The following is a 20,003-nucleotide window of genomic DNA, read 5'->3' as shown; positions in this document are numbered from 1 at the left end:
CGTTCTAAACCGAGGTTAATTTTGCCGCTTTTTTCGGTGAGGCATTCGCCCAAGGAGACGAAGAGAAACGGGGTTCCGCCTCGCATGGTTCCGGCTGCGATCGCCAATGGAACACCCCACCATCCTAATGGCTTCTGTTGCCATTGTTTTAAGTGCTGACGTGTTTCGTCTAAGTGCTGAGTGTTTCTCTAAGTGCTGAGTGTAAAGTGCTGAGTGCTGAGTGGGGGAAGGAGTGCAAAGTTCCGTAGCTTGCTTCCGCGTAGCGGTATTCCGAGTTCCGAGTGGGGGGAACGGAGTGCGAAAGTTCCGAGTTCCGAGTTCCGAGTGGGGAAGTTAGTGCTGAGTAAGAAAAGGTGTGTTGAGAGAAGAAAAGAGTGCTAATTTCACCAGAAGTAGAGAAGTCAGTCAGCATTAACCTGTAATTCCCTTCTTCTCCCCATCCTCTTCTTCCCCAACCCCTCAACTCCCAACTCCCAACTCCCTTCTTCCCTATGTGTCGAATTTTGGCTTATCTCGGCGCGCCTATTCAACTGGAGGCGCTACTTTATGAACCGGAACATTCGTTAGTTGTGCAAAGTTACGAACCCCGTGAAATGACTTCTGGGGTGGTTAACGCTGATGGGTTTGGCGTGGCTTGGTATCATCCCCAACGGGAGACATCGCCTTTTATCTACAAAAACATCCTACCGATTTGGAGTGATGTGAACTTACCCGAACTCAGCCGTTATGTAGAAACTTCTTGCTTTATGGCGAATATTCGCAGCGCTACGGCCGGACAAGCGGTAGATTTAAGTAATTGTCAGCCGTTTAAGCGCGATCGCCTGTTGTTCACCCATAATGGTTTGATTGAGAACTTTGGGCAAACGCTGCATCGTCCTATCCGCGATCGCCTCCAAGATAGCATCTACCAGCAAATCCAGGGAAGCACCGACTCCGAGCATATCCTCGCCCTCTTCCAAGAAACAAGAGACTCCCTTCCCAATGCCTCTCTAGAAACCCTGCTGCACAAAACCCTCATCACCCTCACCGAACTCGCAACGCCCCTATCTATCAAGGTTTCGGCTAATATTATCCTCTCTGATGGCAAGCGCTTAGTCGCCTCTCGCTTTGCCCTCAACACCTCAGCCCCCAGTCTCTACTGGCTGCAAACCCCGTCAGAAATTTCTACCAATACGCTGATTGCTTCCGAACCCTTATTTGAGGCAAAGTGGGAACGATGTCCTGAAAATAGTATCCTCAGCGTTGGAGAAGATTTTGAGACTCGCATCAACCCCATCTTGTAGAGATACCCTTTCTCGCGACTTCCAGCAGTGTCGTCTGGGTACTCTCGCCTTATACGAAGGCGTAGACAGTACCACCTTTAAACAGCAAATTCATCCTGAATTTAGTCCCATTGGGTGGCATCTCGGTCATATTGGCTTTACCGAGAGTTATTGGATTTTAGAACGTTGTGCCGGAGAATCACCCCTGCATCCAGAATATCGCCAACTGTTTGCTGTTGATGGCTTGCCCAAAGCCCAACGGGGTAAAATTCCAGAATTGGCTGAAGTTTGCGACTATCTCCAGACCATTCGCCAGCGGGTTCTAAAATACCTAGAAACTGCCCCCCTAGATACCCAAGAACGCCTTTGGCAATTTATCCTTCAGCATGAAGTGCAACATGGCGAAACCGTTGCCTTTGTGCTGCAAATGATTCGCCTATCTTCTCGCCCTGCGGTTCCGCCCCTGAAGCCTACCCGAACCGAAGCCACAGCCACGGAAATGGTCAAAATTCCGGCTGGAGGGTTTGAAATGGGCGCTCAAACCAGTTTTGCCTTGGATAACGAACGCCCATCCCATTGGGTGGAGTTAGACACTTACTGGATAGACCGCTATCCTGTCACCTGCGGTCAATACCAGGACTTTATGGCAAAAGGAGGCTATCAAACTCGCCAGTGGTGGTCGGATGCTGGCTGGCAATGGTTGCAAGACCATCCTGTTAATCAACCCCTCTATTGGCATCCTAATCTACCCCAAGATCGTCCGGCGTGCGGTATCAGCTATTACGAAGCGGAAGCCTATGCCAATTTTGTCGGAAAACGCTTACCCACAGAAGCCGAATGGGAAAAAGCTGCCCGTTGGGATCACCAAGTTCAGCACAGCCGCACCTATCCTTGGGGAGAAGAATTTCCCACAAACCGCCATTGCAACCACAACCATGCAGTGGGACAAACAACGCCCGTTAATGCTTATTCTGGCGGAGAAAGTGCCTATGGAGTTTGCGATTTGTTAGGCAATGTTTGGGAATGGACTGCAACTTGGTTTGACGGTTACGAGGGATTTCAAAGCTTTCCTTATTTGGGTTATTCTCAAGTTTATTTCGATCGACAACATCGGGTACTCAAAGGGGGAAGTTGGGCAACTCGCCCTTGGGGGATGCGTTCGAGTTTCCGCAACTGGTATCATCCGGGAGTACGGCAAATTCTAGCCGGGTTTCGGTGCGTTCGAGATTCGCTAAGTTAATTCTTTGTATCTGATATCCTAGCAAAGGTATAAGATTTCGAGCCTAAAATAGCCGTGTATTTTGGGCTACCTTGTTGTATCTCTCATAGGTTTATTATTGTGAGAAGGATCGATTCAAATTTCGCAACTCATCAGTCCTCGCAAAATCGCCTAACTCTTGAGCAATTTCTGAACACTCAAGCGATTTCTCATGCAGAAGGGCTAGAAGTTATTCAGGGGCTAACCCAGAACCCTAAAACCTTGCCCCCTAAGTATTTTTATGACTCTAAAGGGTCGCATTTGTTCGAGCAAATTTGTCAGCTTCCAGAGTATTACCCCACGCGAACCGAAACGGCTATTTTAAAGCAATATGCTTCGGAAATTGCCCAACTGACTGGACCTTGTGAGTTAGTAGAATTAGGAAGCGGAAGTTCCACCAAAACCCGCATTCTCTTGGATGCTTACCAAAAATTAGAGTTTCCTTTGCGCTACATTCCCATTGATGTGAGTGCGGGAATGCTGGAAGATACAGCCCAGAAATTACTGACTGAATATCCTTCTTTACAGGTTCATGCGCTGGCGAGTACCTATGAGGTAGCATTAACTAAATTACCGCCGACTAAAATGCCAACTCGGATGCTTTGTTTTATTGGCAGTACGCTAGGAAACTTGGATCTTGATGAGTGCGATCGCTTTTTTTCTCAAGTGACTGATACGCTAACAGAAGGCGAGTATTTCTTATTAGGAGTTGACCTGCAAAAGCCCAAAGAAATCTTAGAAGCAGCCTATAACGATGCCCAAGGAATCACGGCTGAGTTTAACTTAAATCTGCTCAATCATCTCAATCGTCGATTTCAAGCAAATTTCGATCTGAGCTTGTTTGAACATTGGGCATTTTATAATGAAGATGCTCGCCAAATTGAAATGCATCTTCGCAGCTTGAAAGACCAAGTAATTCATCTCCGCGAGTTGCAAATTGAAGCAACCTTTGCCGCAGGAGAAACCTTAAGAACTGAAATCTCTCGGAAATTTGAACTGCAACAAATGCAAGCTTATTTACAAGCTAAGGGATTAAAAACCCTGAAATACTGGACTGATTCGCGTCAGTGGTTTGGCTTGATTTTAGCCCAGCTTCAGCTTGTCGAAAAAAATTAACCCCATGACTCAGGAGGGTTGGTTCAAACTTGAGTCAGGAGAAAACAGGAATGAACCCTCCCTGAGTTGGAACAAACGGAAAACTGGGATAAGCTAGGATAGGTAATACTGGGAACGGAGATGCGGTATTATGGGAACCCAGCTTGTTACAGGCGAAAGATTTGACCTTTCCCAAGCTGCACCGGATGTTAAACAAGTCGCTGTTGGTCTAGGTTGGCAAGTTACCCAGGTTGGCGGACAAGCATACGATATTGATGCTTCGGTGTTTATGATTGGCGCGGATGGGAAAATTCCAGACGAGCGCTATTTTGTCTTTTATAATAATTTGGTGTCCCAGGATGGTTCAGTTCGTCATTTAGCCAATCGCCAATCTCGGACTTCAGACCAACAAACGATTACAGTTGATTTGACTCAAGTTAATCCGGCGATAGAAGAAATTATCATTGTTGTCACCATTCACGACGCGAAGGAAAAACGACAAAACTTTAGTCAAGTTAGAGACGCCTACATTCGGCTTTACAATCCCAGTAATGAGGTAGAGATTGCCCGTTATAATCTAACCGACCAATTTGACAAAGAGCGGGCGCTAGAGTTTGGGAAATTCTATAAGCGCAATGGTAAATGGCGGTTCCAAGCCGTGGGACAAGGCTATAATATGGGGCTGCAAAGCTTTGTGGATAAGTATTATGTGGAAACGCCTGCAAAAGCAGAGGTGGGGGTTCGCCAGCCAGAAAGCTTTGAAATTTCCTCAGTTGATTTGCTAACCTCGCAGGTGGATAAGGCGATCGCCAACGCGAATTTAGGTCAACTTAAAGCCAGAATTGGCTGTATCATCGAAGCATCCCCCGCCATGCAAAGCTGGATAACTGGGGGAAATCTGCAAACGACCTTAGAACGTCTCCTCGCCCTGTCTAAGCGTTTGGAAACCTCTCCCGCCGTAGATGTCTGGCTATTTGCAGAAACGTTTCAGCGACTCCCGTCTGTCATTCCGGCGAACGTCGATAACTACGTGAAGCAGCAAGTTTTGCCCGTTTCTCGCACCTTGGCGCAACGCAACGCCGCCAACTACGCCCCCGTCATGGTCGATTTATTGCAAAAATACTTGCAAGAAGATAAGCGCAAGTATCCCAATTTTGCCACAGTCCTCGGTTCGGGCTTGTGTAGCGATGCCCAAAAAGCAGAGTATGCCGTGAGAACTTCTTCTAAATATCCGGTATTCTGGCAATTTTTTGGCATTAGCGACGAAACCAGCTTATCAGCGACTTCCTTTGAATTTCTCCGGTCTTTAGATATTCTCTCCGGTCGGCGCGTGGATAATGCTAGTTTTGTAGAACTCAATAGCTTGAGTTTGACCTACGAAGACGAGTTTTACAATAAGCTGTTTATTGAGTTCCCCTACTGGTTGATTGAAGCCCAGGCGCAAGGCATTATTTAACAAATGGGTTTCGCCCCAGGTTTAACCGCGTGGATATACTCGCTACCCGAAGCGGGCCATCCGCGCTTATAAGCCGCTTCCTCTGGCTTTCCCCATCCCAGTTGCAGGACAATTTCTAGAAAGTCATGCTTTTCCCATTTCATTAGACTAGCCCATTCCGTGCGTTGAGCGATCGCGATCGCCTCCGCCATTTGAATCTGCTGATAATCCTTGCGCTGATTCAAGATTAAATAGAGATCCATCCCTTGGGTTGCTGTTTGCCAAAAGGCGATCGCGCTTTCCTTAGCAGCCTTTAAAATAGCCATATCGCCTTCTAAAGCAATCAACTGTTCGTCCACCACCGGAAACCGCAAAGACTTCTCCCCCAGGGTAATGGTACGCCATACCACCCCCGAAACCTGATGTTCTCGTTGATAGTGGTGAACCGTCGCCTTAAAGTCTTGATAGGCGCTAAATTTTTGTACGCCCTCAATCTGCAAAAATTGGTCAATTACAGGACTTCCAGAAGCTTTAGCCGCCAAGTTTAAGCGCTGTCCCCGAATACAGGCACGACGTTCTTGATTCAAAATCGCAATTAAATCCTCGGTGCTGTAGAATTCCGTCATAGAACTCGCCACAGACTTTGGTTTTATCTTACACAGCTTTCTCCTAGATGGGGAAGAAGGGAGTTGGGAATTGGGAGTTAGGGGTTGGGGAGATGGGGAGACAGGAAAACTTGGTAACTATTAACTCAGCACTCAGTAGCCACTCAGCACACTGCTTCGCAGAAGCTAGCGCAACAGCACTTTACACTCAGCACTCAGAAACCCACTCAGCACTTAGAAGATATCCGCAGGATCGGCGGCTTGTAGCTTGCGGGTGGCAATTCCCCCAGAAAGGATGCACATAATAATCGTTAACATCAATACCACTCCGGCGCGTAGTAAGGTCATGTAGAGGGGTAAATTAGTGGCATTGCGGGTTAAGGCATACAAGCCAAACGAGATCCCGACGCCGGGAATAAAGCCTAACAGGGATAAAATTAACGCCTCTTCAATCACAATACTGAGTAAGTAAGAACTGCGATATCCCATTGCTTTAAAGGTGGCATATTCTGCCATGTGGTCGCTGACATCGGTGGAGAGAACCTGGTAGACAATAATGACACCGACGATGAACCCCATTGCGACTCCCAGGTTAAACACAAAGCCGATAGCGGTATTTTTAGCCCAGTAATCTTTTTCAAAGTCGATAAACTCTTGATGCGTCAGGACTTTGACATCGTTGGGGAGATAGGCTTGCAAGGTTTGTTGAACCTGTAGCGGATCGGCGTCGGGTTTGAGTTGAATTAACCCCACATTGATGCTACCCGCTTGCTGTCGGGGAAAGAAGCGCAGAAAGTTTTGATCGCTGGTCATTAGAGTACCATCGGCGGCGAAGGATGCCCCAATGGTAAATAAGCCGTCTATTTTGACGTTGCGGCGTTCGAGTTCGGTGGTAACGGCTTGACCTTGTTCTATTTGAGCGATCGCCTCTTTGTATTCTCCCCTGGCGGCGCGATCGAAAATCAGGGTATCGGGTAATTTAATTTCGTCTAAATATTGGTTAACTTCCGGGAGGGTGAAGGCGGGTTTTTGGGGGTTGAAGCCGACGACTAAAATGGAGGTATCTTTGCGGGTTTGGGGATTTTTCCAGGTGGCTATTCTCAGGTATAGCGGATCGGCAGATTCAACTTCAGGCAGGTTCATTGCTTGATATAAGCGTCGCCGGGAGAAGGAGGAGGGGTTGATGAGGTTTCTCGCCTGGGGACTAATGAGAACCAGTTCGGCGTCAACGGCTTGGTGCAGGCGGGTGTTACTGCTATACAGGGCATTTTGAAAGCCTAACTGCATAAAGATGAGAATATCGGCAAAGGCAATACCCGCGATCGCTACCAGCATTCGACCTTGATCGTGACTGAGTTGCAACCAACCCAAGGGGGTACGGCGTTTTAGGTTTTGTAGCGGTTTGATGGGTTTAATCATTGCTCGATGGCGACCTTAACTTGTAAGTTGGTTAAACCGGCTACCTTTTGGCTAGACGCTGGATCTAACAGAACTTTGACTTCCACAACGCGGGCATCAATATTCGCGGAAGGGTCTGTATTAACAACGTTTTGACGCAAGACTTGCAAGCCAATATGCTGTACTGTTCCTGATAATTCGTCGGGGAAGGCGTCGCTGGAGATCCGGGCTTTTTGACCGATGCGGACTTGGGTAATATCGCTTTCGTAGACTTCTGCCACTGCAACCATATTTTGCGTTTGTCCGAGGAGAACCACCCCTTCACTACTCACCCGTTCGCCGGGATAGGTGTTAATTTTCAAGATTTGCCCGTCTCTGGGGGCGCGAATTGCGGTTAATTCTAAGTCGGCTTCGGCTTGTTTGAGGGCGGCTTGGGCGGATCTGAGTTCGGCTTCGGCGGCTTGCACATCGACGGGGCGAATTTCAGCAATTTTCTCTAAGGTGGCTTTGGCTTCGTTAATTTGTTCGAGTTTGGCGTCGGTGGTGCGGTTGAGGTTGGCTTGGGCTTCTTGAATTTGCTGTTCTCGGCTGGAACGCAGGCGGGTGAGGGTGACTTGGGCTTCTTGCAGGTGTTGCTGGGCGGTATTGAGGGCGAGGCGCTTGTTATCCCAGTTTTCCGCAGAAATGGCCCCGTCGCGATAGAGTTTTTCGTAACGTTGGGCTTCGACTTGGGCGTTATTGCGTTCGGCTTCGAGTCGGGCGATGGTGGCTTGTTGGGCGTTGAGTTCTCCGGTTTTTGCCCCGGCTTTGACGCGATCGCGGTTGGCTTGGGCAAGGCTGACTTGTTCTTGGGCTTTTTGCAGGGCGGCTGAGGCGCGATCGCGGTTATCCAAAATGGCAATCGGTTCTCCGGCTTGAATGCGATCGCCTTCTTGCACTAACAATTCGGCGATCCGGTTGCCTTCGGCACTGCTGGGGGCGGAGAGTTGCAGGGTTTGTCCTTGGGGTTCTAAGCGCCCTAGGGCGGTGATGGTTTTCAGTTCGACGGGTTGGGCTTGGGCGATGGGTTCGCGGGCACGCGGGGAAAAGGGCGATTTCACCCAGTACAGCGTTGCACCCCCCGCGATTACAGAGGCTGTGGCAACGAGGAGGAAGGCTTGACGGGCAAGGGTTGGCGTTGAAGCGATCCGAGCAGCGGGATGCTGAACCATGACTCACCTGGAAGGGGTTGGTATTTAACGATTTGAAACTAAACCGTTTAGTTCAATTGAGTCTATACTAAACTGTTTAGTATAGAGAGTCAAGACATCCCCCATCCGCCTTCTTTGCGCGTTTGGAGGCATAATAGCCCTAGTCAACCCGGAGCCTTGTATGGGAAGAATTCCACCCCGCCCGCCCGAAAACACCACAGACAAAGCCGAACAAATTCTCAACGGTGCCATGCAAGAATTTTTAGCTCGCGGCTACGCGGGAACCAGTATGGATCGGGTATCAGCGGCGGCTGGCGTTTCTAAAGCCACGGTATATAGCTACTTTCAAGATAAAGAAGGTCTATTTAGCGCCCTGATCCAAAATCTAGCCCAAGAACGCCTGCTTTCGGGTTACGTTCCCTTCCAAGAACCCGAAATCTTTCTACGGGAATTAGCGGGTTTCTTGCTCAACCGGATGATGAGCGATCGCCAATACCTCACCTTTGTTCGCCTAATCATTGGCGAATCGAACCGTTTCCCGGAACTCGCACAAACCTTTGTCCGCAACCTTGCTAAACCGGGCGTCGATCGCTTGTGTCAATACTTTCAGCAGCACCCAGAACTCAACTTACCCGATCCAGAAGCGATCGCGCATATCTTCATCGGCTCTATCGTGTACTATTCTCTCAACCAGGAGTTAATGCACGGCAAGCACGTCATGCCCCTTGAGCGCGATCGCCTCATTGATGGCTTGATGTATCTGATCCTCAAGCCGAATAGCGATCGCCAACCCTTCAACAGCCAATAGGGGCAAATCCCATCGCCCCCATTGCTCAACAGATTACTCGATGGGAGTGCCGTGCGATCGCGGTTCCACCTGACTGGCTTGGAGAGGCGAACGGGTTGGCGATACACTAGAAGCCACCCCCGTAGTTTGGGCGTGAGGTAGCGGTAAACCCGCAATGAGCGCATCGAGATTTGCTGCCATCACGCTTTTAGGTTGTTCGCCAATAGTCTGCGCCACCGTTTCCCCTTGGTTATCGAGAAAGACAAAATGGGGAATACCATCCACCCGATAGCGCGTCATTTCTGGCAGCCACTTGGTATTATCGACATTTAACATCACAAAATTCAGCGGTTCAGCATACGCCTGTTTGAGTTCCCCCAAATCAGCCGCCATCGCTTGACAACTGGTACACCAATTGGCGTAAAACTCAACCAGGGTAGGCTTGCCATTGCTTAAGGCTACCTCCAAAGGGACAGATTCTTCCGCCATCTGAGTTAAAGAAGTTGCCGGGGCTTGGGTTTGCAATCCCAAAAAAATCGCTACGCTAAGAGTAATGGCGGCGATCGCAATCAGAAAGTTTCTCACGCGGGTAGCCATCTTGGACTGGTTTTGAGAAGAGTCTGCGTTCATGATTAAAGAGTATCAATCGGGCTGCTTCTTAGTGTAACGAACCCGAAACCCCAGGATTTACCGTGAAAAAACGAGTCACGCTTACCTTCCCCAAACGTTCCGTACACATGCCTGTTACCTATCGCTTGGCGAAGGATTTTAACGTCGCTGCCAATATTATCCGCGCCCAGGTTGCCCCCAATCAAATCGGGACGCTAGTGGTAGAGTTATTAGGCGATATTGATGAAGTTGAAGCCGCCGTCGAGTGGATGCGATCGCAAGATATTGGCGTTTCGGCGGCGAAAGGCGAAATTCTCATTGATGAAGAGGCTTGCGTTCACTGCGGCTTATGTACGGGCGTGTGTCCTACAGAGGCGTTAAGCTTGGATAAGGATAGCTTTCGCCTCACCTTCACGCGATCGCGCTGTATCGTCTGCGAACAATGCATCCCCACTTGTCCAGTACAAGCCATTTCCACGAATCTATAGTCAATGGTACAGATTCTTCCAGCCGAAAAACTCACCCTCTACGACTTAGAAAAGCAATTTAACCTGCAATTGGCAACAGAGGGGCCATTTTTTCAGGAGTGGAAAGACCCTTTACCGCCCATAACCGACTCCGAACACCAACATCTAGAACGCCTGAAAGCCAGTTATTTGCACCTTGCCAAACGCCCCATGCTAGAAGAGATGGTGAAAATGGTGGTGTTATCTCCCCTATTAGATATGGCGGGTTTTTATCTCCCCCCGTTCTATAGTACCAGCGAGGAATCCCTAGAAATTCGCGAGGAAGATGAGGGCGTTGTTATCTGGGGCAAAATTGATATTTTAGTCTTGCAAGACCAATTGTGGATACTGGTGATTGAATCAAAACGCGCTAAGTTTTCTCTAGAACCCGGAATTCCTCAAGCTTTGGTCTATATGCTGGCTAACCCTAACCCGGAAAAACCGCTGTTTGGCTTAGTTACCAATGGCAGTAACTTTATTTTCCTGAAACTCATTCAGCAAGAAGTCCCTTATTACGCCCTATCCGACGAATTCACCCTCAGACGGGCAAACGATCTATCTACTGTTCTGGCTATTCTCAAGCGTCTCGGTCAGGTGTTGGTTGACCCTGCCCAGCTCAACCGCTAGAATTAGCGTAAGTTAATCTTGAACTCATCATGTTTACTCAGCAGCCAAACTCTCTACAGCTTTTGTCTAGCCTCCTTCTAGGGCTAGGGCTGCTGCTGCGCCTTGGGCGCAAATAATTAGGAATTGAGAATTAAAATTTGGGCGTTTGGGAAAGCTGGCAATAGATTGCTTTCATCCGCTCTCAAGCATTGAGATTTAAACGCTAACACCCTTGTAAGAGTTCCGCCTAGCGGTTCTCTATCCTCCTATTCTACTGGGCAAAAATTATGAACCTACTACTATTTCTGGGCGTGCAGCTTCGACTGTTTATGGGTTGTCAGGCTTGGATTTTGTGGCAACCTGATAACTCTACTTTCGCCACGGTGCCTTATCGTCATCAACAACAAAGGAAAAAGCGATCGTGTTGAAAAATCCTAGCGTTAAATATCGTCCATTTGCCCCTATTGCATTATCCGATCGAACCTGGCCGAATCGTACCATCACTCATCCCCCCGTTTGGTTAAGTACCGACTTGCGAGATGGAAACCAAGCCTTAATTGAACCGATGAACGTTCAACGTAAATTGAGGATGTTTGAATTATTGGTGAGGATGGGTTTCAAGGAAATTGAAGTGGCGTTTCCCTCCGCTTCCCAAACCGACTTTGATTTTGTGCGATCGCTCATCGAACAGCAACTCATCCCCGATGACGTTACCATTCAAGTTTTAACCCAAGCCAGAGACAGTTTAATTCGGCGAACCTTTGAATCCTTGCAAGGGGCAAAACGCGCCATCGTCCATGTTTATAACGCCACTTCCCCGGTCTTTCGGCGTACTGTATTTAACTTAGATCGCCCAGGAACCCTCAATCTGGCAGTGAAGGCGGCTCAGTTGATGCGAGAATTAGCTAGCGATCGCCCCGAAACCGAGTGGTTTTTTGAATATTCCCCCGAAACCTTTACAGCCACAGAGTTAGACTTTGCTAAAGAAATCTGCGATGCGGTGTTGGATGTGTGGGAACCAACGCCAGAACACAAAGCCATTATCAACTTACCCGCCACAGTAGAAGTCGCCACCCCCAACCTCTTCGCCGACCAAGTGGAATGGATGCACCGTCACTTAGCCAGACGGGATAGTGTAGTATTGAGCGTGCATCCCCATAACGATCGCGGTTGTGCGATCGCGGCGGCTGAACTGGCGCAAATGGCAGGCGCAGATCGAGTAGAAGGCTGCTTATTTGCTCATGGCGAACGGACAGGAAATGTCGATCTCGTCACGCTAGCCTTAAATCTTTATACACAAGGCATTCATCCCGGTTTAGACTTCTCGGAAATTGACGAAATTGCCCGCACGGTGGAAGATTGCACCCAGTTACCCATCCACCCCCGCCATCCCTACGTGGGAGATTTGGTGTATACGGCGTTTTCGGGTTCGCACCAAGATGCGATTAAAAAAGGTTTCGCCGTTCAACAACCCGATGCGCCTTGGGAAGTGCCGTATCTTCCCCTCGATCCGGCAGATGTGGGACGAACTTACGAGTCTGTGGTGCGCGTCAATAGCCAGTCGGGGAAAGGGGGAATTGCCTTTTTACTCGAACGCGACTATCGCATCACCTTACCGCGTCGCTTGCAGATTGAGTTCAGCCAGGTGGTGCAACAAGTTATGGATACAACGGGTAAAGAGTTAGCCGCTAGCGATCTGTGGCAGTTATTTGAACGGGAATATTTGCAAGCTGTTACCCCCTTGAAGTATATCGATCATCACCTCTCGGAAGTGGGAGACAAACAGGCGATCGCCCTGACTCTCCAAGCTGGAGACAAAACCCTAAGCGTAGAAGGGACGGGTAATGGCCCGATTGATGCGTCGATCCATGCCTTAAACTTGGGGATACGGGTTCGCCACTACGAGGAACATTCCCTGAGTCAGGGTAGCGATGCTTATGCGATCGCCTATATTGAACTTGCGATTGACTCTCTTCCCAGTTCTTTGCATGGCGTCGGAATTCACCCCAACACCGTAACCGCCTCCTTACTCGCTGTTCTCAGCGCGGTTAACCGCCTTTGGCAAACCGCCGACAGCCAAACCCAAACTCGTTTAATTCCTAGGGGAGTTTAAGCGCTAGTTTTACTTGAAAAGAGGGGGGAACCGGAGTCAAAGTCCCCCAATTTAGGGGGATCTCACCGAGTTAGGGGCGGAAATTTTTGTGCTTTCCGGTACGGGGGCTGAGGAAGCAGAACGGGCGGCGTTGTTGGCGATCGCCAATCCTTTCTATATTCGCTATTGGCAACAAGGTATGGGGGCGATCGTTGGGACTTTGCCTGTTGTAGAAGGCGATCGCGTTGCTCAACAAGCCCCCTGTTCTGTTTTGTGGGTTCGACAGCACGAACCCCCCTCTCTGTTAAGGCTGGAGCGCTTGCTGGGTGGGCTGCGAGGCTTCAATTCTTGAGGCTATTCCAACCCAGTTGGAGGCAAAGGGGTTGTGTCTTCTCACCGATCGCGGGTGACAAATCTCACTCTTGATGCAACGAGAGAGTCACGAGAACGTCACCTTTCCTATCACTGAGCTTTCGTGGCAAATCCTTGAAGATTGATAACAACGAGTTGTTTTCCCTCTCATGCGATTTTCACTCCCCCACAGCCAAACCTCAAGCACGATGACAGTCCCTCACTTTTTGAACTCGCGTCAATCTCCTTCGGACAGTTCTGACCTTTCCAAAAGCGATCCAGATGCTCCCCTGGTCTTGATTGTGGATGATAACTGGCTGATTCAAGACCTCTTGCGGCAAATGATGGAAAAAGACGGCTATCAAGTGGTGATTGCCAATAGCGGACAGCAGGCGCTAGAGGTGTTTGCTCGCTTGCAACCCGATATTGTTCTCCTGGATGCTTCCATGCCTGTAATGGATGGTTACACCTGCTGTCAGCTCATCCAAGCGCTACCGGGGGGCGATCGCACTCCGGTGTTAATGATTACGGCTTTAGAGGATACGGAGTCTGTGAATCGGGTTTTTGAGGCTGGGGCGATTGATTTTGTGACCAAACCGATTAACTGGGCGGTTTTGCGCCAGCGGGTGAAGCGCTTGCTGCAACAAGCGAATCTGTACAAACAACTGCAAACGGCTAATTCTGAGTTGCAACGTCTCGTCTCAATTGATAGTTTGACCCAAGTAGCGAATCGTCGGTGTTTTGATGAAACGCTGGAGCATGAACTGGTGAGAATGAGCCGCGAGCAAATGCCCTTAGCCCTGATTCTGTGCGATGTTGATTTCTTTAAGCTCTATAACGATACCTACGGCCATCTAGAAGGGGATTGGTGCTTAAAAAAGATTGCTCGCGCCATTAGCGATGCGGTGTGCCGTCCTGGGGATTTGGTGGCCCGCTATGGCGGTGAGGAATTTGCGATTATTCTGCCGAGAACGGATGCGGCGGGGGCGGTGGAGGTGGCTAAACGGGTGCGGAATTCGGTGAACCAGTTACAAATTCCCCACTCGGCTTCTCAAGTGAGCGATTATATTACGGTGAGTATGGGGATTACTTGCACGCTACCGGGTGAAGAGGTGACGCCTGCTAAGTTAATTCGGGCAGCCGATATTGGTTTATACCGCGCTAAGGCTCAAGGTCGCGATCGCCATTCGGATTTGGAGACAACAGCGGAATGATGGCTTGCACGAGCGTTTGTTGCTGGGGAATGCTCTTAATTTCTAGTCGTCCTTGGTGTAATTCCACGAGGCGTTTGACGATGGCCAGACCTAAGCCCGAACCCTGTTGTTCGTAGTAATCTCGCTCAAATTGCATGTAGGCACCGAGGTTGGCGACTTGTTCTCGACTCATACCGCGACCGCGATCGCTAACCGTAAGTTTAAACGCGCTGGGTCCTATTTGGCTGCTGACTTTAACGGGCGTGCCCGCCGTTGAAAATTTGAAGGCATTATTGGTTAATTCTTCGACGATTTTTTGCAAGCTGGTGGCAGACAGAGGGACATCCGTTTCGATGAGGTCGAGTTCTAAATCTTGTTCGCGATTGGTCGCTTGGGCTTGGCGGATGCTGGTATTTTGGATAATGACTTGACTGTAGGGCGTGGTTTGTTGACGCCATTGGGCGACGGATTCCGGACTGGATAGCACTAATTCTAAGTCCGCGTAGAGTAAGAAGTTTTGGATGAGTCGATAGAGACGCTGACCCGCACGATGGATACCATCAGCCATTTCTTGAATGTCTGTCGGGTCCAATTTTTCAGGATGGCGCACGAGTAATTCTGAAAAGCCGAGGATGCTGTTGAGGGGCGTGCGAAATTCGTGGGGTAAAGAATAGGCGATGTTGCTTCTGAGTTCGTTGAGTTTGGTTTGCAGGTTGTTTTGAACCTGCTGGTGTTTCTCTAGGCGAGAGGCGATCGCGCCTAGAATTTCATCGGGGGTGTAGGGTTTAGTGAGGTAGTCATCCGCGCCGAGGTTCATCCCCTGACGGAGATCGGGACGCGCGGCTTTGGCGCTGAGGAAAATAAAGGGGATCGTCGCCGTACGCGGCTGGGAACGCAGGTGCGCTAAGACTTCGTAGCCGTCCATTTCTGGCATCATCACATCGCACAGAATCAGATCGGGACAGAATTGAGTGGCGAGTTCTAATCCAGTTTTACCATTATCGGCACTCAAGGCTTCAAAGTTAGAAATTTCCAGTAAATCAATTAAGTTTTCGCGGATGGCATCTTCATCTTCAATCACTAATATTTTGATCATCGTCTTTTGGGATGTTTTATCGAATCTCCGGTAAGCTCTCAAGGCTAAAGTCTAAGACGGATACGCTGCTGTTTTGTCTCAGCCAGTTGTCAAAGTCTGGGGCGCTTAAAGGGGGACAAATGAAATGACCTTGAACGAGATCGCAGTCTTGCTGCTTGAGAAAGTCTAGTTCTTCAGGGGTTTCTACTCCCTCAGCTACTACTTGCAGTTCAAGTTGGCGAGCCATTTGGAGGATAGCAGTTGTCAGGGCTTTATTTTTGGCATCGCAAGCAATTTGTTCGATAAAGCAGCGATCGATTTTGAGAATATTAAAGGCGAATCTTTGCAGATAGCTTAGGGAAGAATAACCCGTCCCGAAATCGTCTAAGGCAACCTTGAACCCCAAATCTTTGAGGGAACCCAGAATTGCGATCGCAACTTCAGGATTTTGGACAACGACATTTTCTGTTAATTCTAGCTCTAAACACTGGGGATTAAACTCCGTCTTTTGTAGGATTTGGGTTAACCGCTGGCAAAGTTGGGGATGGAAAAACTGGCGAGCGGATAAGTTGACCGCTATCCTAAATTCAGGATTGCCGAATTGCTGCCAAAGTTTAGCCTGTTGGGTGGCGGTTTCTAAAACCCAATCGCCAATCGGAAAAATTGCTTCTATCTCTTCAGCAATGGGTAAAAAGGTTTTGGGAGAAATTAATCCCCGCTGGGAATGATGCCATCGCAAAAGCACTTCTGCACCAACAATTTGTTGTGTTTTTAAGCAAAGCTGCGGTTGGTAGTAAAGTTCAAACTCGTTTCGCGATAAAGCCGATCGCAAGTCGGTTTCGAGAACCAAATATTCGCGACAGTTGAGCGATAGGTTAGGATTATAAAATTGAACCTGATTTCCCCCTAGCAGCTTTGCTTGTCTCATTGCTAATAAGGCATTTTGCAGCAAGGGATCGAGAATTACGCCATCATCGGGATAAAAAGCAACGCCTATACTGAAGGAAATAAAAATTTCTTTTTCTTCAACTCTAAAAGATTGACTGAGAAAATCAACCAGTTCTCTCACTTCATTGCTACTGAATCGATCGACCAGAATCAAGGCAAATTGATCGTCATAAATTCGGGCAATAAACTTTTGTGACTTTGCCCAATTCAGCAGCCGTTGGGCGAGGGCTTGCAAAAGGCGATCGCCAAAAGCATACCCCCAGGTTTCATTAATGCGGTGGAAGCGATCTAAGCCTAAATAGAGAACGGTAATTTGCCCGGTAGCGTCTAATTTTTGGGTGAGTCGCTCGAACTGTTCTCGTAATTGCAAGCGATTGGGTAATGCAGTTAACCCATCATAATTTAATGGTGATTCAACTGCTCTTCAACTTGCGCGATCGCCTGTACGTAACGTGCTTTTAATGCCTGCTGTTTTGCTAAACGCATTTCAACAGCTTGGAGCAACTCATCGGGAGTGCAAGGCTTTGTTAAATAATCATCAGCCCCCAGTTGCATTCCTCGACGAATATCCAAATTATCCGCTTTAGCGGTTAATAAAATAACCGGAATAATCGCCGTTTCGCTATCTTCTTGTAAAAGCTTTAATACCTCATAGCCATTCAAAATAGGCATCATAATATCGCATAAAATTAGGTCGGGTTGATGCTGTTTCGCCAGATTAACCCCCTCTTGTCCATTCGCAGCTTCTAAAACTTCAAAATCTTCAGCTTCGAGCAATTCTAGAATATTGGCTCGAATGGGAAGTTCGTCTTCAATGATTAAAATTTTACTCATTGCTCGTTTAAAGGTAAACGGACTCTAAAAATGGTACCTACACCCTCTTGACTCTCTAAACTAATCTCGCCTTTATGGAGATCGACAGCACGTTTAACAATGGCTAAACCCAATCCCGTTCCTGAGATTTCCCCCACATTTTGGGCGCGATGAAACATTTGAAATAAATGCTTGCGATCGGCTTCTGGAATTCCAATTCCTCCATCTTTTACTTGAAAGCATATCCCTTGCTCATCTCGGCTGATTTCTAACTCAATTTCCTTCCATTCTTTCGAGTATTTAATTGCATTAGAAAGGAGGTTAGATAGTATAATTCTGAGCAGCCTTTCATCCAGAAGCACTTCATGGCTTTGAGTTAAGCGATCGCTCAAAACAAATTGATGTTGAGCGTTGTCGATTAGTTGTAGCTCATCCATTAAATCAGCACAAAAATCTCGGATATTTAAAGTGACGGGTTTGAACTCTAAACGGTTCGCTTCAGCCTTCCCCAATAACAAAACATCTTCTAGTAAAGTGGTCATTTGCTGAACGGCTGTTTGAATGCGATGCAGGTGAATGAGGTGTTTTTCCTTTCCCCATTTTTCTCCATATTTTTCTAATAAACCTGCTGAGAATAAAATCGTTGATAAAGGGGTTCTAAATTCATGGGAAACCATTGAAACAAATCGCGATTTTAGTTCGTTGATTTCCTTTTCTTTTTCTAAAGAGTTCAGCACTTCAGCTTCAGCTTTAGCCCGCGATAAAGCAATTTCTACTGTGGTATATAAATCTTGTTCTTCAAAAGGCTTAACAATATACCCAAAGGGTTCAGTCGCCTTAGCACGGGTTAATGTTGCAATATCGGTATGAGCGGTGAGATAAATAATCGGAGTTTGACGTTCTATCTTAATTTGTTCTGCGGTTTGAATGCCGTCAATTTCTCCTCGGATATTAATATCCATTAATACTAGATCGGGTTGACTATCTTTAACCTTTTGAATCGCCGACTCGCCAGTTGTAGCAATGCCAACAACGTGATAACCCATGCTCTCTAGACTGCTGCGAATATCCATTGCAATAATGGTTTCATCTTCAACAATTAAGATTTTGGTTTTCTTCATAAATTCGTCAAAGTTTTAGCCGGGAGGGAAATCGAATGGTAATGCAGGTTCCAGATTCACAGTCTATCTGAAGCGTGCCCTCTAATTGTTCGGTTAGGTTAACCACTAGCTGCAAGCCCAAGGAATCGGCTGTTTCAAAATCAAAGTCTTTGGGTAAGCCAATCCCATTGTCTCGAACGCTTAATTGAAAATACTGCTCGTCAACCGAGCCAAAGTCTACCTGAATTTTACCTAAACCCCCTTTAGGAAAAGCATACTTAAGACAATTAGAAACCAGCTCGTTAATCATTAAGCCGCAGGGGATAGCCGTATCAACATCTAGCAGCACCTTTTCAATATTTAATTCTAGCTGAATGGTATTGGCTAGCATGACATAAGACTTGATCAGGTTGCCCGTCAGGGTGTGAATGTAGTCGGGAACGTCAATGCGCCCTAAATCCTGGGAACGATAGAGTTTTTCGTGAATTAAGGCCATTGAGCGAACGCGGTTATAGCTATCCTTAAAGAGGGCAATCGTATTTTCGTCTTTAATGTACCCTGACTGAAGCTTTAACAGGCTAGAAATGACTTGAAGGTTGTTTTTGACCCGATGGTGGATTTCCTTGAGCAAGACCTCTTTTTCTTTCAGAGATTGCTTGAGTTTGTCTTCCATCTGGCGGCGGCTTGTCATGTTCTGAGTCATTAACATGCCAGCGATGACTTGCCCTTGTCGATCGCGGACGGGAAGGGTATAAAGCCAATAAAATTGTTCTGCAAGGGGAACTTCGCAAATAGAATTTTGACCTTGTAAAGCGGCTTGCAGATGAGCTTCTAGAGAGCTGCACAGTTCAGCCGAGAACAGTTCGTAAATGGTTTTTCCTTCCCAGCGCTTGCACGCAAAGGGCGGCAATTCTAGGCCATCAGCGACGGAGAAACGCAAATCAGCATCAAACAGACAAACGGCTCCATTGGGAAAGTTTTGGACGAGGGTGCGGTAGCGTTGTTCGCTGTGACGCAATTGGGCTTCAATTTCCTCGCGTTCCCGAATTTCGGCTTGCAGTTGCCAGTTGGCTTCCATGAGGGCGGCGGTGCGTTCTTCCACCATCATTTCTAGGGCTTGATTATTTTGTTGTAAGATTTCTCGCGCCTGTCGCAATTCGACTTCTACCTGTTTGCGGTTGGTAATATCGTGACCTTGAACGACAATGGAGACAATGCGATCGCTCTCGTCTTTAACCGGCTGTAGAGATAGCTCTAAGATAATTGTCTCGCGTCCTGCGATCTCAATTTCGGCTTCATAATGGATGAGTTCGCCTTGAGCTGCCAGCGCGATCGCCTGTTGTAACTTAGACTGTTGAGGCGTCCCTCGCCAAACTTCAGCCATCCACAGCGGATGATACACCAATTCTCCAATCGATTGTTGTAACAAGCGCTGCGCCATTAAATTGAGTTCTAATACCGTTCCATCGAAGTTGAGCAGCCCCATAAACTGAACAGTTCGATCGAAAATTGCCCGAAAACGCCGCTCTGTTTCCCGCAGTGCTGCCTCAGCATTCCCTTGGAACCCGTTTAAGTTTTCTTTAATCATTGCTAATTCGCTCTAGTCGCTATGTTGCCTAACAGCGGAAGAGAGGGCGCAAAGAAACCGCTACTAGGCGTTACCGACTCGCTCCTCTCTAC

Annotated in this window: 20 protein-coding genes and 1 pseudogene; 11 read left to right on the top strand and 10 right to left on the bottom strand. The window is 47.9% G+C overall.

Annotated elements, in window-relative coordinates:
• Nucleotides 1-107: pseudogene (locus tag QQ055_RS10825) on the bottom strand (ABC transporter permease); the annotation flags it as partial.
• Between the two features lie 384 nt (nucleotides 108-491).
• On the opposite strand from QQ055_RS10825, the gene egtC reads away from it, so the two are divergent.
• From egtC to QQ055_RS06940, 4 genes are all read left to right on the top strand, one after another.
• On the top strand, nucleotides 492-1,283 hold the full coding sequence (gene egtC / locus QQ055_RS06955) for an ergothioneine biosynthesis protein EgtC (RefSeq protein WP_286004415.1): 792 nt from the start codon (nucleotides 492-494) through the stop codon (nucleotides 1,281-1,283).
• Nucleotides 1,255-2,502 (top strand): ergothioneine biosynthesis protein EgtB, encoded by a 1,248-nt coding sequence (egtB, locus tag QQ055_RS06950; RefSeq protein ID WP_286004414.1) that lies wholly within the window; start codon nucleotides 1,255-1,257, stop codon nucleotides 2,500-2,502. Before egtC ends, egtB begins: the two co-directional genes overlap by 29 nt.
• 96 nt (nucleotides 2,503-2,598) lie before the next feature.
• Nucleotides 2,599-3,636, top strand: a complete 1,038-nt coding sequence (gene egtD / locus QQ055_RS06945) for an L-histidine N(alpha)-methyltransferase (protein WP_432806005.1) — start codon at nucleotides 2,599-2,601, stop codon at nucleotides 3,634-3,636.
• A gap of 130 nt (nucleotides 3,637-3,766) precedes the next feature.
• Nucleotides 3,767-5,071: a TerD family protein gene (locus QQ055_RS06940; protein WP_283359541.1), complete on the top strand. Its 1,305-nt coding sequence runs from the start codon at nucleotides 3,767-3,769 to the stop codon at nucleotides 5,069-5,071.
• Here the strand turns inward: QQ055_RS06940 and QQ055_RS06935 are convergent.
• The 3 genes from QQ055_RS06935 to QQ055_RS06925 all read right to left on the bottom strand — a co-directional run bounded on the left by QQ055_RS06935 (nucleotide 5,068) and on the right by QQ055_RS06925 (nucleotide 8,264).
• Complete coding sequence (locus tag QQ055_RS06935; protein WP_283359542.1) at nucleotides 5,068-5,676, bottom strand: hypothetical protein; 609 nt, start codon at nucleotides 5,674-5,676, stop codon at nucleotides 5,068-5,070. The genes QQ055_RS06940 and QQ055_RS06935 overlap by 4 nt on opposite strands.
• Nucleotides 5,677-5,889: 213 nt before the next feature.
• On the bottom strand, nucleotides 5,890-7,074 hold the full coding sequence (gene devC / locus QQ055_RS06930) for an ABC transporter permease DevC (RefSeq protein WP_284474208.1): 1,185 nt from the start codon (nucleotides 7,072-7,074) through the stop codon (nucleotides 5,890-5,892).
• Complete coding sequence (locus QQ055_RS06925; protein ID WP_284474207.1) at nucleotides 7,071-8,264, bottom strand: ABC exporter membrane fusion protein; 1,194 nt, start codon at nucleotides 8,262-8,264, stop codon at nucleotides 7,071-7,073. The genes devC and QQ055_RS06925 overlap by 4 nt, the downstream gene beginning before the upstream one ends.
• Before the next feature lie 160 nt (nucleotides 8,265-8,424).
• On the opposite strand from QQ055_RS06925, the gene QQ055_RS06920 reads away from it, so the two are divergent.
• A complete protein-coding gene (locus QQ055_RS06920) occupies nucleotides 8,425-9,051 on the top strand; it encodes a TetR/AcrR family transcriptional regulator (protein WP_283357918.1) in 627 nt (208 codons plus the stop codon).
• Between the two features lie 33 nt (nucleotides 9,052-9,084).
• On the opposite strand, the gene QQ055_RS06915 is transcribed toward QQ055_RS06920, so the two are convergent.
• A complete protein-coding gene (locus QQ055_RS06915) occupies nucleotides 9,085-9,660 on the bottom strand; it encodes a thioredoxin family protein (RefSeq protein ID WP_283357917.1) in 576 nt (191 codons plus the stop codon).
• Nucleotides 9,661-9,722: 62 nt separating this feature from the next.
• Between QQ055_RS06915 and QQ055_RS06910 the strand changes: the two genes are divergently transcribed.
• The 6 genes from QQ055_RS06910 (at nucleotide 9,723) to QQ055_RS06885 (ending at nucleotide 14,408) form a co-directional block, all read left to right on the top strand.
• Nucleotides 9,723-10,127, top strand: coding sequence for an NIL domain-containing protein (locus QQ055_RS06910; protein WP_283357916.1), 405 nt, complete (start codon nucleotides 9,723-9,725; stop codon nucleotides 10,125-10,127).
• Between the two features lie 3 nt (nucleotides 10,128-10,130).
• Nucleotides 10,131-10,772 carry a restriction endonuclease subunit R gene (locus QQ055_RS06905; RefSeq protein ID WP_283357915.1) on the top strand — a complete coding sequence of 214 codons (642 nt, stop codon included), beginning with the start codon at nucleotides 10,131-10,133 and terminating at the stop codon, nucleotides 10,770-10,772.
• Between the two features lie 266 nt (nucleotides 10,773-11,038).
• Entirely contained in the window at nucleotides 11,039-11,179 is a 141-nt protein-coding gene (locus QQ055_RS06900) for a hypothetical protein (protein ID WP_286004412.1), read from the top strand.
• Nucleotides 11,173-12,864, top strand: a complete 1,692-nt coding sequence (gene leuA, locus QQ055_RS06895) for a 2-isopropylmalate synthase (RefSeq protein WP_283357914.1) — start codon at nucleotides 11,173-11,175, stop codon at nucleotides 12,862-12,864. The genes QQ055_RS06900 and leuA overlap by 7 nt, the downstream gene beginning before the upstream one ends.
• Nucleotides 12,865-12,952: 88 nt before the next feature.
• The gene (locus QQ055_RS06890) at nucleotides 12,953-13,195 is read left to right on the top strand and encodes a hypothetical protein (protein ID WP_069966242.1); all 243 of its coding nucleotides are present in this window, start codon (nucleotides 12,953-12,955) and stop codon (nucleotides 13,193-13,195) included.
• A gap of 208 nt (nucleotides 13,196-13,403) precedes the next feature.
• A complete protein-coding gene (locus QQ055_RS06885) occupies nucleotides 13,404-14,408 on the top strand; it encodes a diguanylate cyclase domain-containing protein (protein WP_284474206.1) in 1,005 nt (334 codons plus the stop codon).
• Here the strand turns inward: QQ055_RS06885 and QQ055_RS06880 are convergent.
• Genes QQ055_RS06880 through QQ055_RS06860 form a run of 5 tightly spaced genes read right to left on the bottom strand, consistent with a single transcriptional unit; the run spans nucleotide 14,356 to nucleotide 19,911 of the window.
• Entirely contained in the window at nucleotides 14,356-15,483 is a 1,128-nt protein-coding gene (locus QQ055_RS06880) for a hybrid sensor histidine kinase/response regulator (protein ID WP_284474205.1), read from the bottom strand. The genes QQ055_RS06885 and QQ055_RS06880 overlap by 53 nt on opposite strands.
• Before the next feature lie 16 nt (nucleotides 15,484-15,499).
• Nucleotides 15,500-16,780, bottom strand: coding sequence for a putative bifunctional diguanylate cyclase/phosphodiesterase (locus tag QQ055_RS06875; protein ID WP_286004411.1), 1,281 nt, complete (start codon nucleotides 16,778-16,780; stop codon nucleotides 15,500-15,502).
• A gap of 32 nt (nucleotides 16,781-16,812) precedes the next feature.
• Complete coding sequence (locus tag QQ055_RS06870; protein WP_284474202.1) at nucleotides 16,813-17,244, bottom strand: response regulator transcription factor; 432 nt, start codon at nucleotides 17,242-17,244, stop codon at nucleotides 16,813-16,815.
• Complete coding sequence (locus QQ055_RS06865) at nucleotides 17,241-18,344, bottom strand: hybrid sensor histidine kinase/response regulator (RefSeq protein ID WP_284474201.1); 1,104 nt, start codon at nucleotides 18,342-18,344, stop codon at nucleotides 17,241-17,243. The genes QQ055_RS06870 and QQ055_RS06865 overlap by 4 nt, the downstream gene beginning before the upstream one ends.
• 7 nt (nucleotides 18,345-18,351) lie before the next feature.
• Nucleotides 18,352-19,911: a sensor histidine kinase gene (locus QQ055_RS06860; protein ID WP_283357909.1), complete on the bottom strand. Its 1,560-nt coding sequence runs from the start codon at nucleotides 19,909-19,911 to the stop codon at nucleotides 18,352-18,354.
• Between the last annotated feature and the right edge of the window lie 92 nt (nucleotides 19,912-20,003).

The sequence above is a fragment of the Geitlerinema calcuttense NRMC-F 0142 genome (genome assembly GCF_030285425.1).
This window is presented reverse-complemented; position numbering and strand designations above follow the sequence as displayed.

Bases quoted from the DNA above. Each gene is read 5' to 3' on its own strand.
- egtC (WP_286004415.1), top strand. From the start codon at position 492: ATGTGTCGAATTTTGGCTTATCTCGGCGCGCCTATTCAACTGGAGGCG.
- QQ055_RS06940 (WP_283359541.1), top strand. From the start codon at position 3,767: ATGGGAACCCAGCTTGTTACAGGCGAAAGATTTGACCTTTCCCAAGCT.
- QQ055_RS06935 (WP_283359542.1), bottom strand. From the start codon at position 5,676: ATGACGGAATTCTACAGCACCGAGGATTTAATTGCGATTTTGAATCAA.
- devC (WP_284474208.1), bottom strand. From the start codon at position 7,074: ATGATTAAACCCATCAAACCGCTACAAAACCTAAAACGCCGTACCCCC.
- QQ055_RS06925 (WP_284474207.1), bottom strand. From the start codon at position 8,264: ATGGTTCAGCATCCCGCTGCTCGGATCGCTTCAACGCCAACCCTTGCC.
- QQ055_RS06920 (WP_283357918.1), top strand. From the start codon at position 8,425: ATGGGAAGAATTCCACCCCGCCCGCCCGAAAACACCACAGACAAAGCC.
- QQ055_RS06915 (WP_283357917.1), bottom strand. From the start codon at position 9,660: ATGAACGCAGACTCTTCTCAAAACCAGTCCAAGATGGCTACCCGCGTG.
- QQ055_RS06905 (WP_283357915.1), top strand. From the start codon at position 10,131: ATGGTACAGATTCTTCCAGCCGAAAAACTCACCCTCTACGACTTAGAA.
- QQ055_RS06900 (WP_286004412.1), top strand. From the start codon at position 11,039: ATGAACCTACTACTATTTCTGGGCGTGCAGCTTCGACTGTTTATGGGT.
- QQ055_RS06885 (WP_284474206.1), top strand. From the start codon at position 13,404: ATGACAGTCCCTCACTTTTTGAACTCGCGTCAATCTCCTTCGGACAGT.
- QQ055_RS06880 (WP_284474205.1), bottom strand. From the start codon at position 15,483: ATGATCAAAATATTAGTGATTGAAGATGAAGATGCCATCCGCGAAAAC.
- QQ055_RS06870 (WP_284474202.1), bottom strand. From the start codon at position 17,244: ATGAGTAAAATTTTAATCATTGAAGACGAACTTCCCATTCGAGCCAAT.
- QQ055_RS06865 (WP_284474201.1), bottom strand. From the start codon at position 18,344: ATGAAGAAAACCAAAATCTTAATTGTTGAAGATGAAACCATTATTGCA.
- QQ055_RS06860 (WP_283357909.1), bottom strand. From the start codon at position 19,911: ATGATTAAAGAAAACTTAAACGGGTTCCAAGGGAATGCTGAGGCAGCA.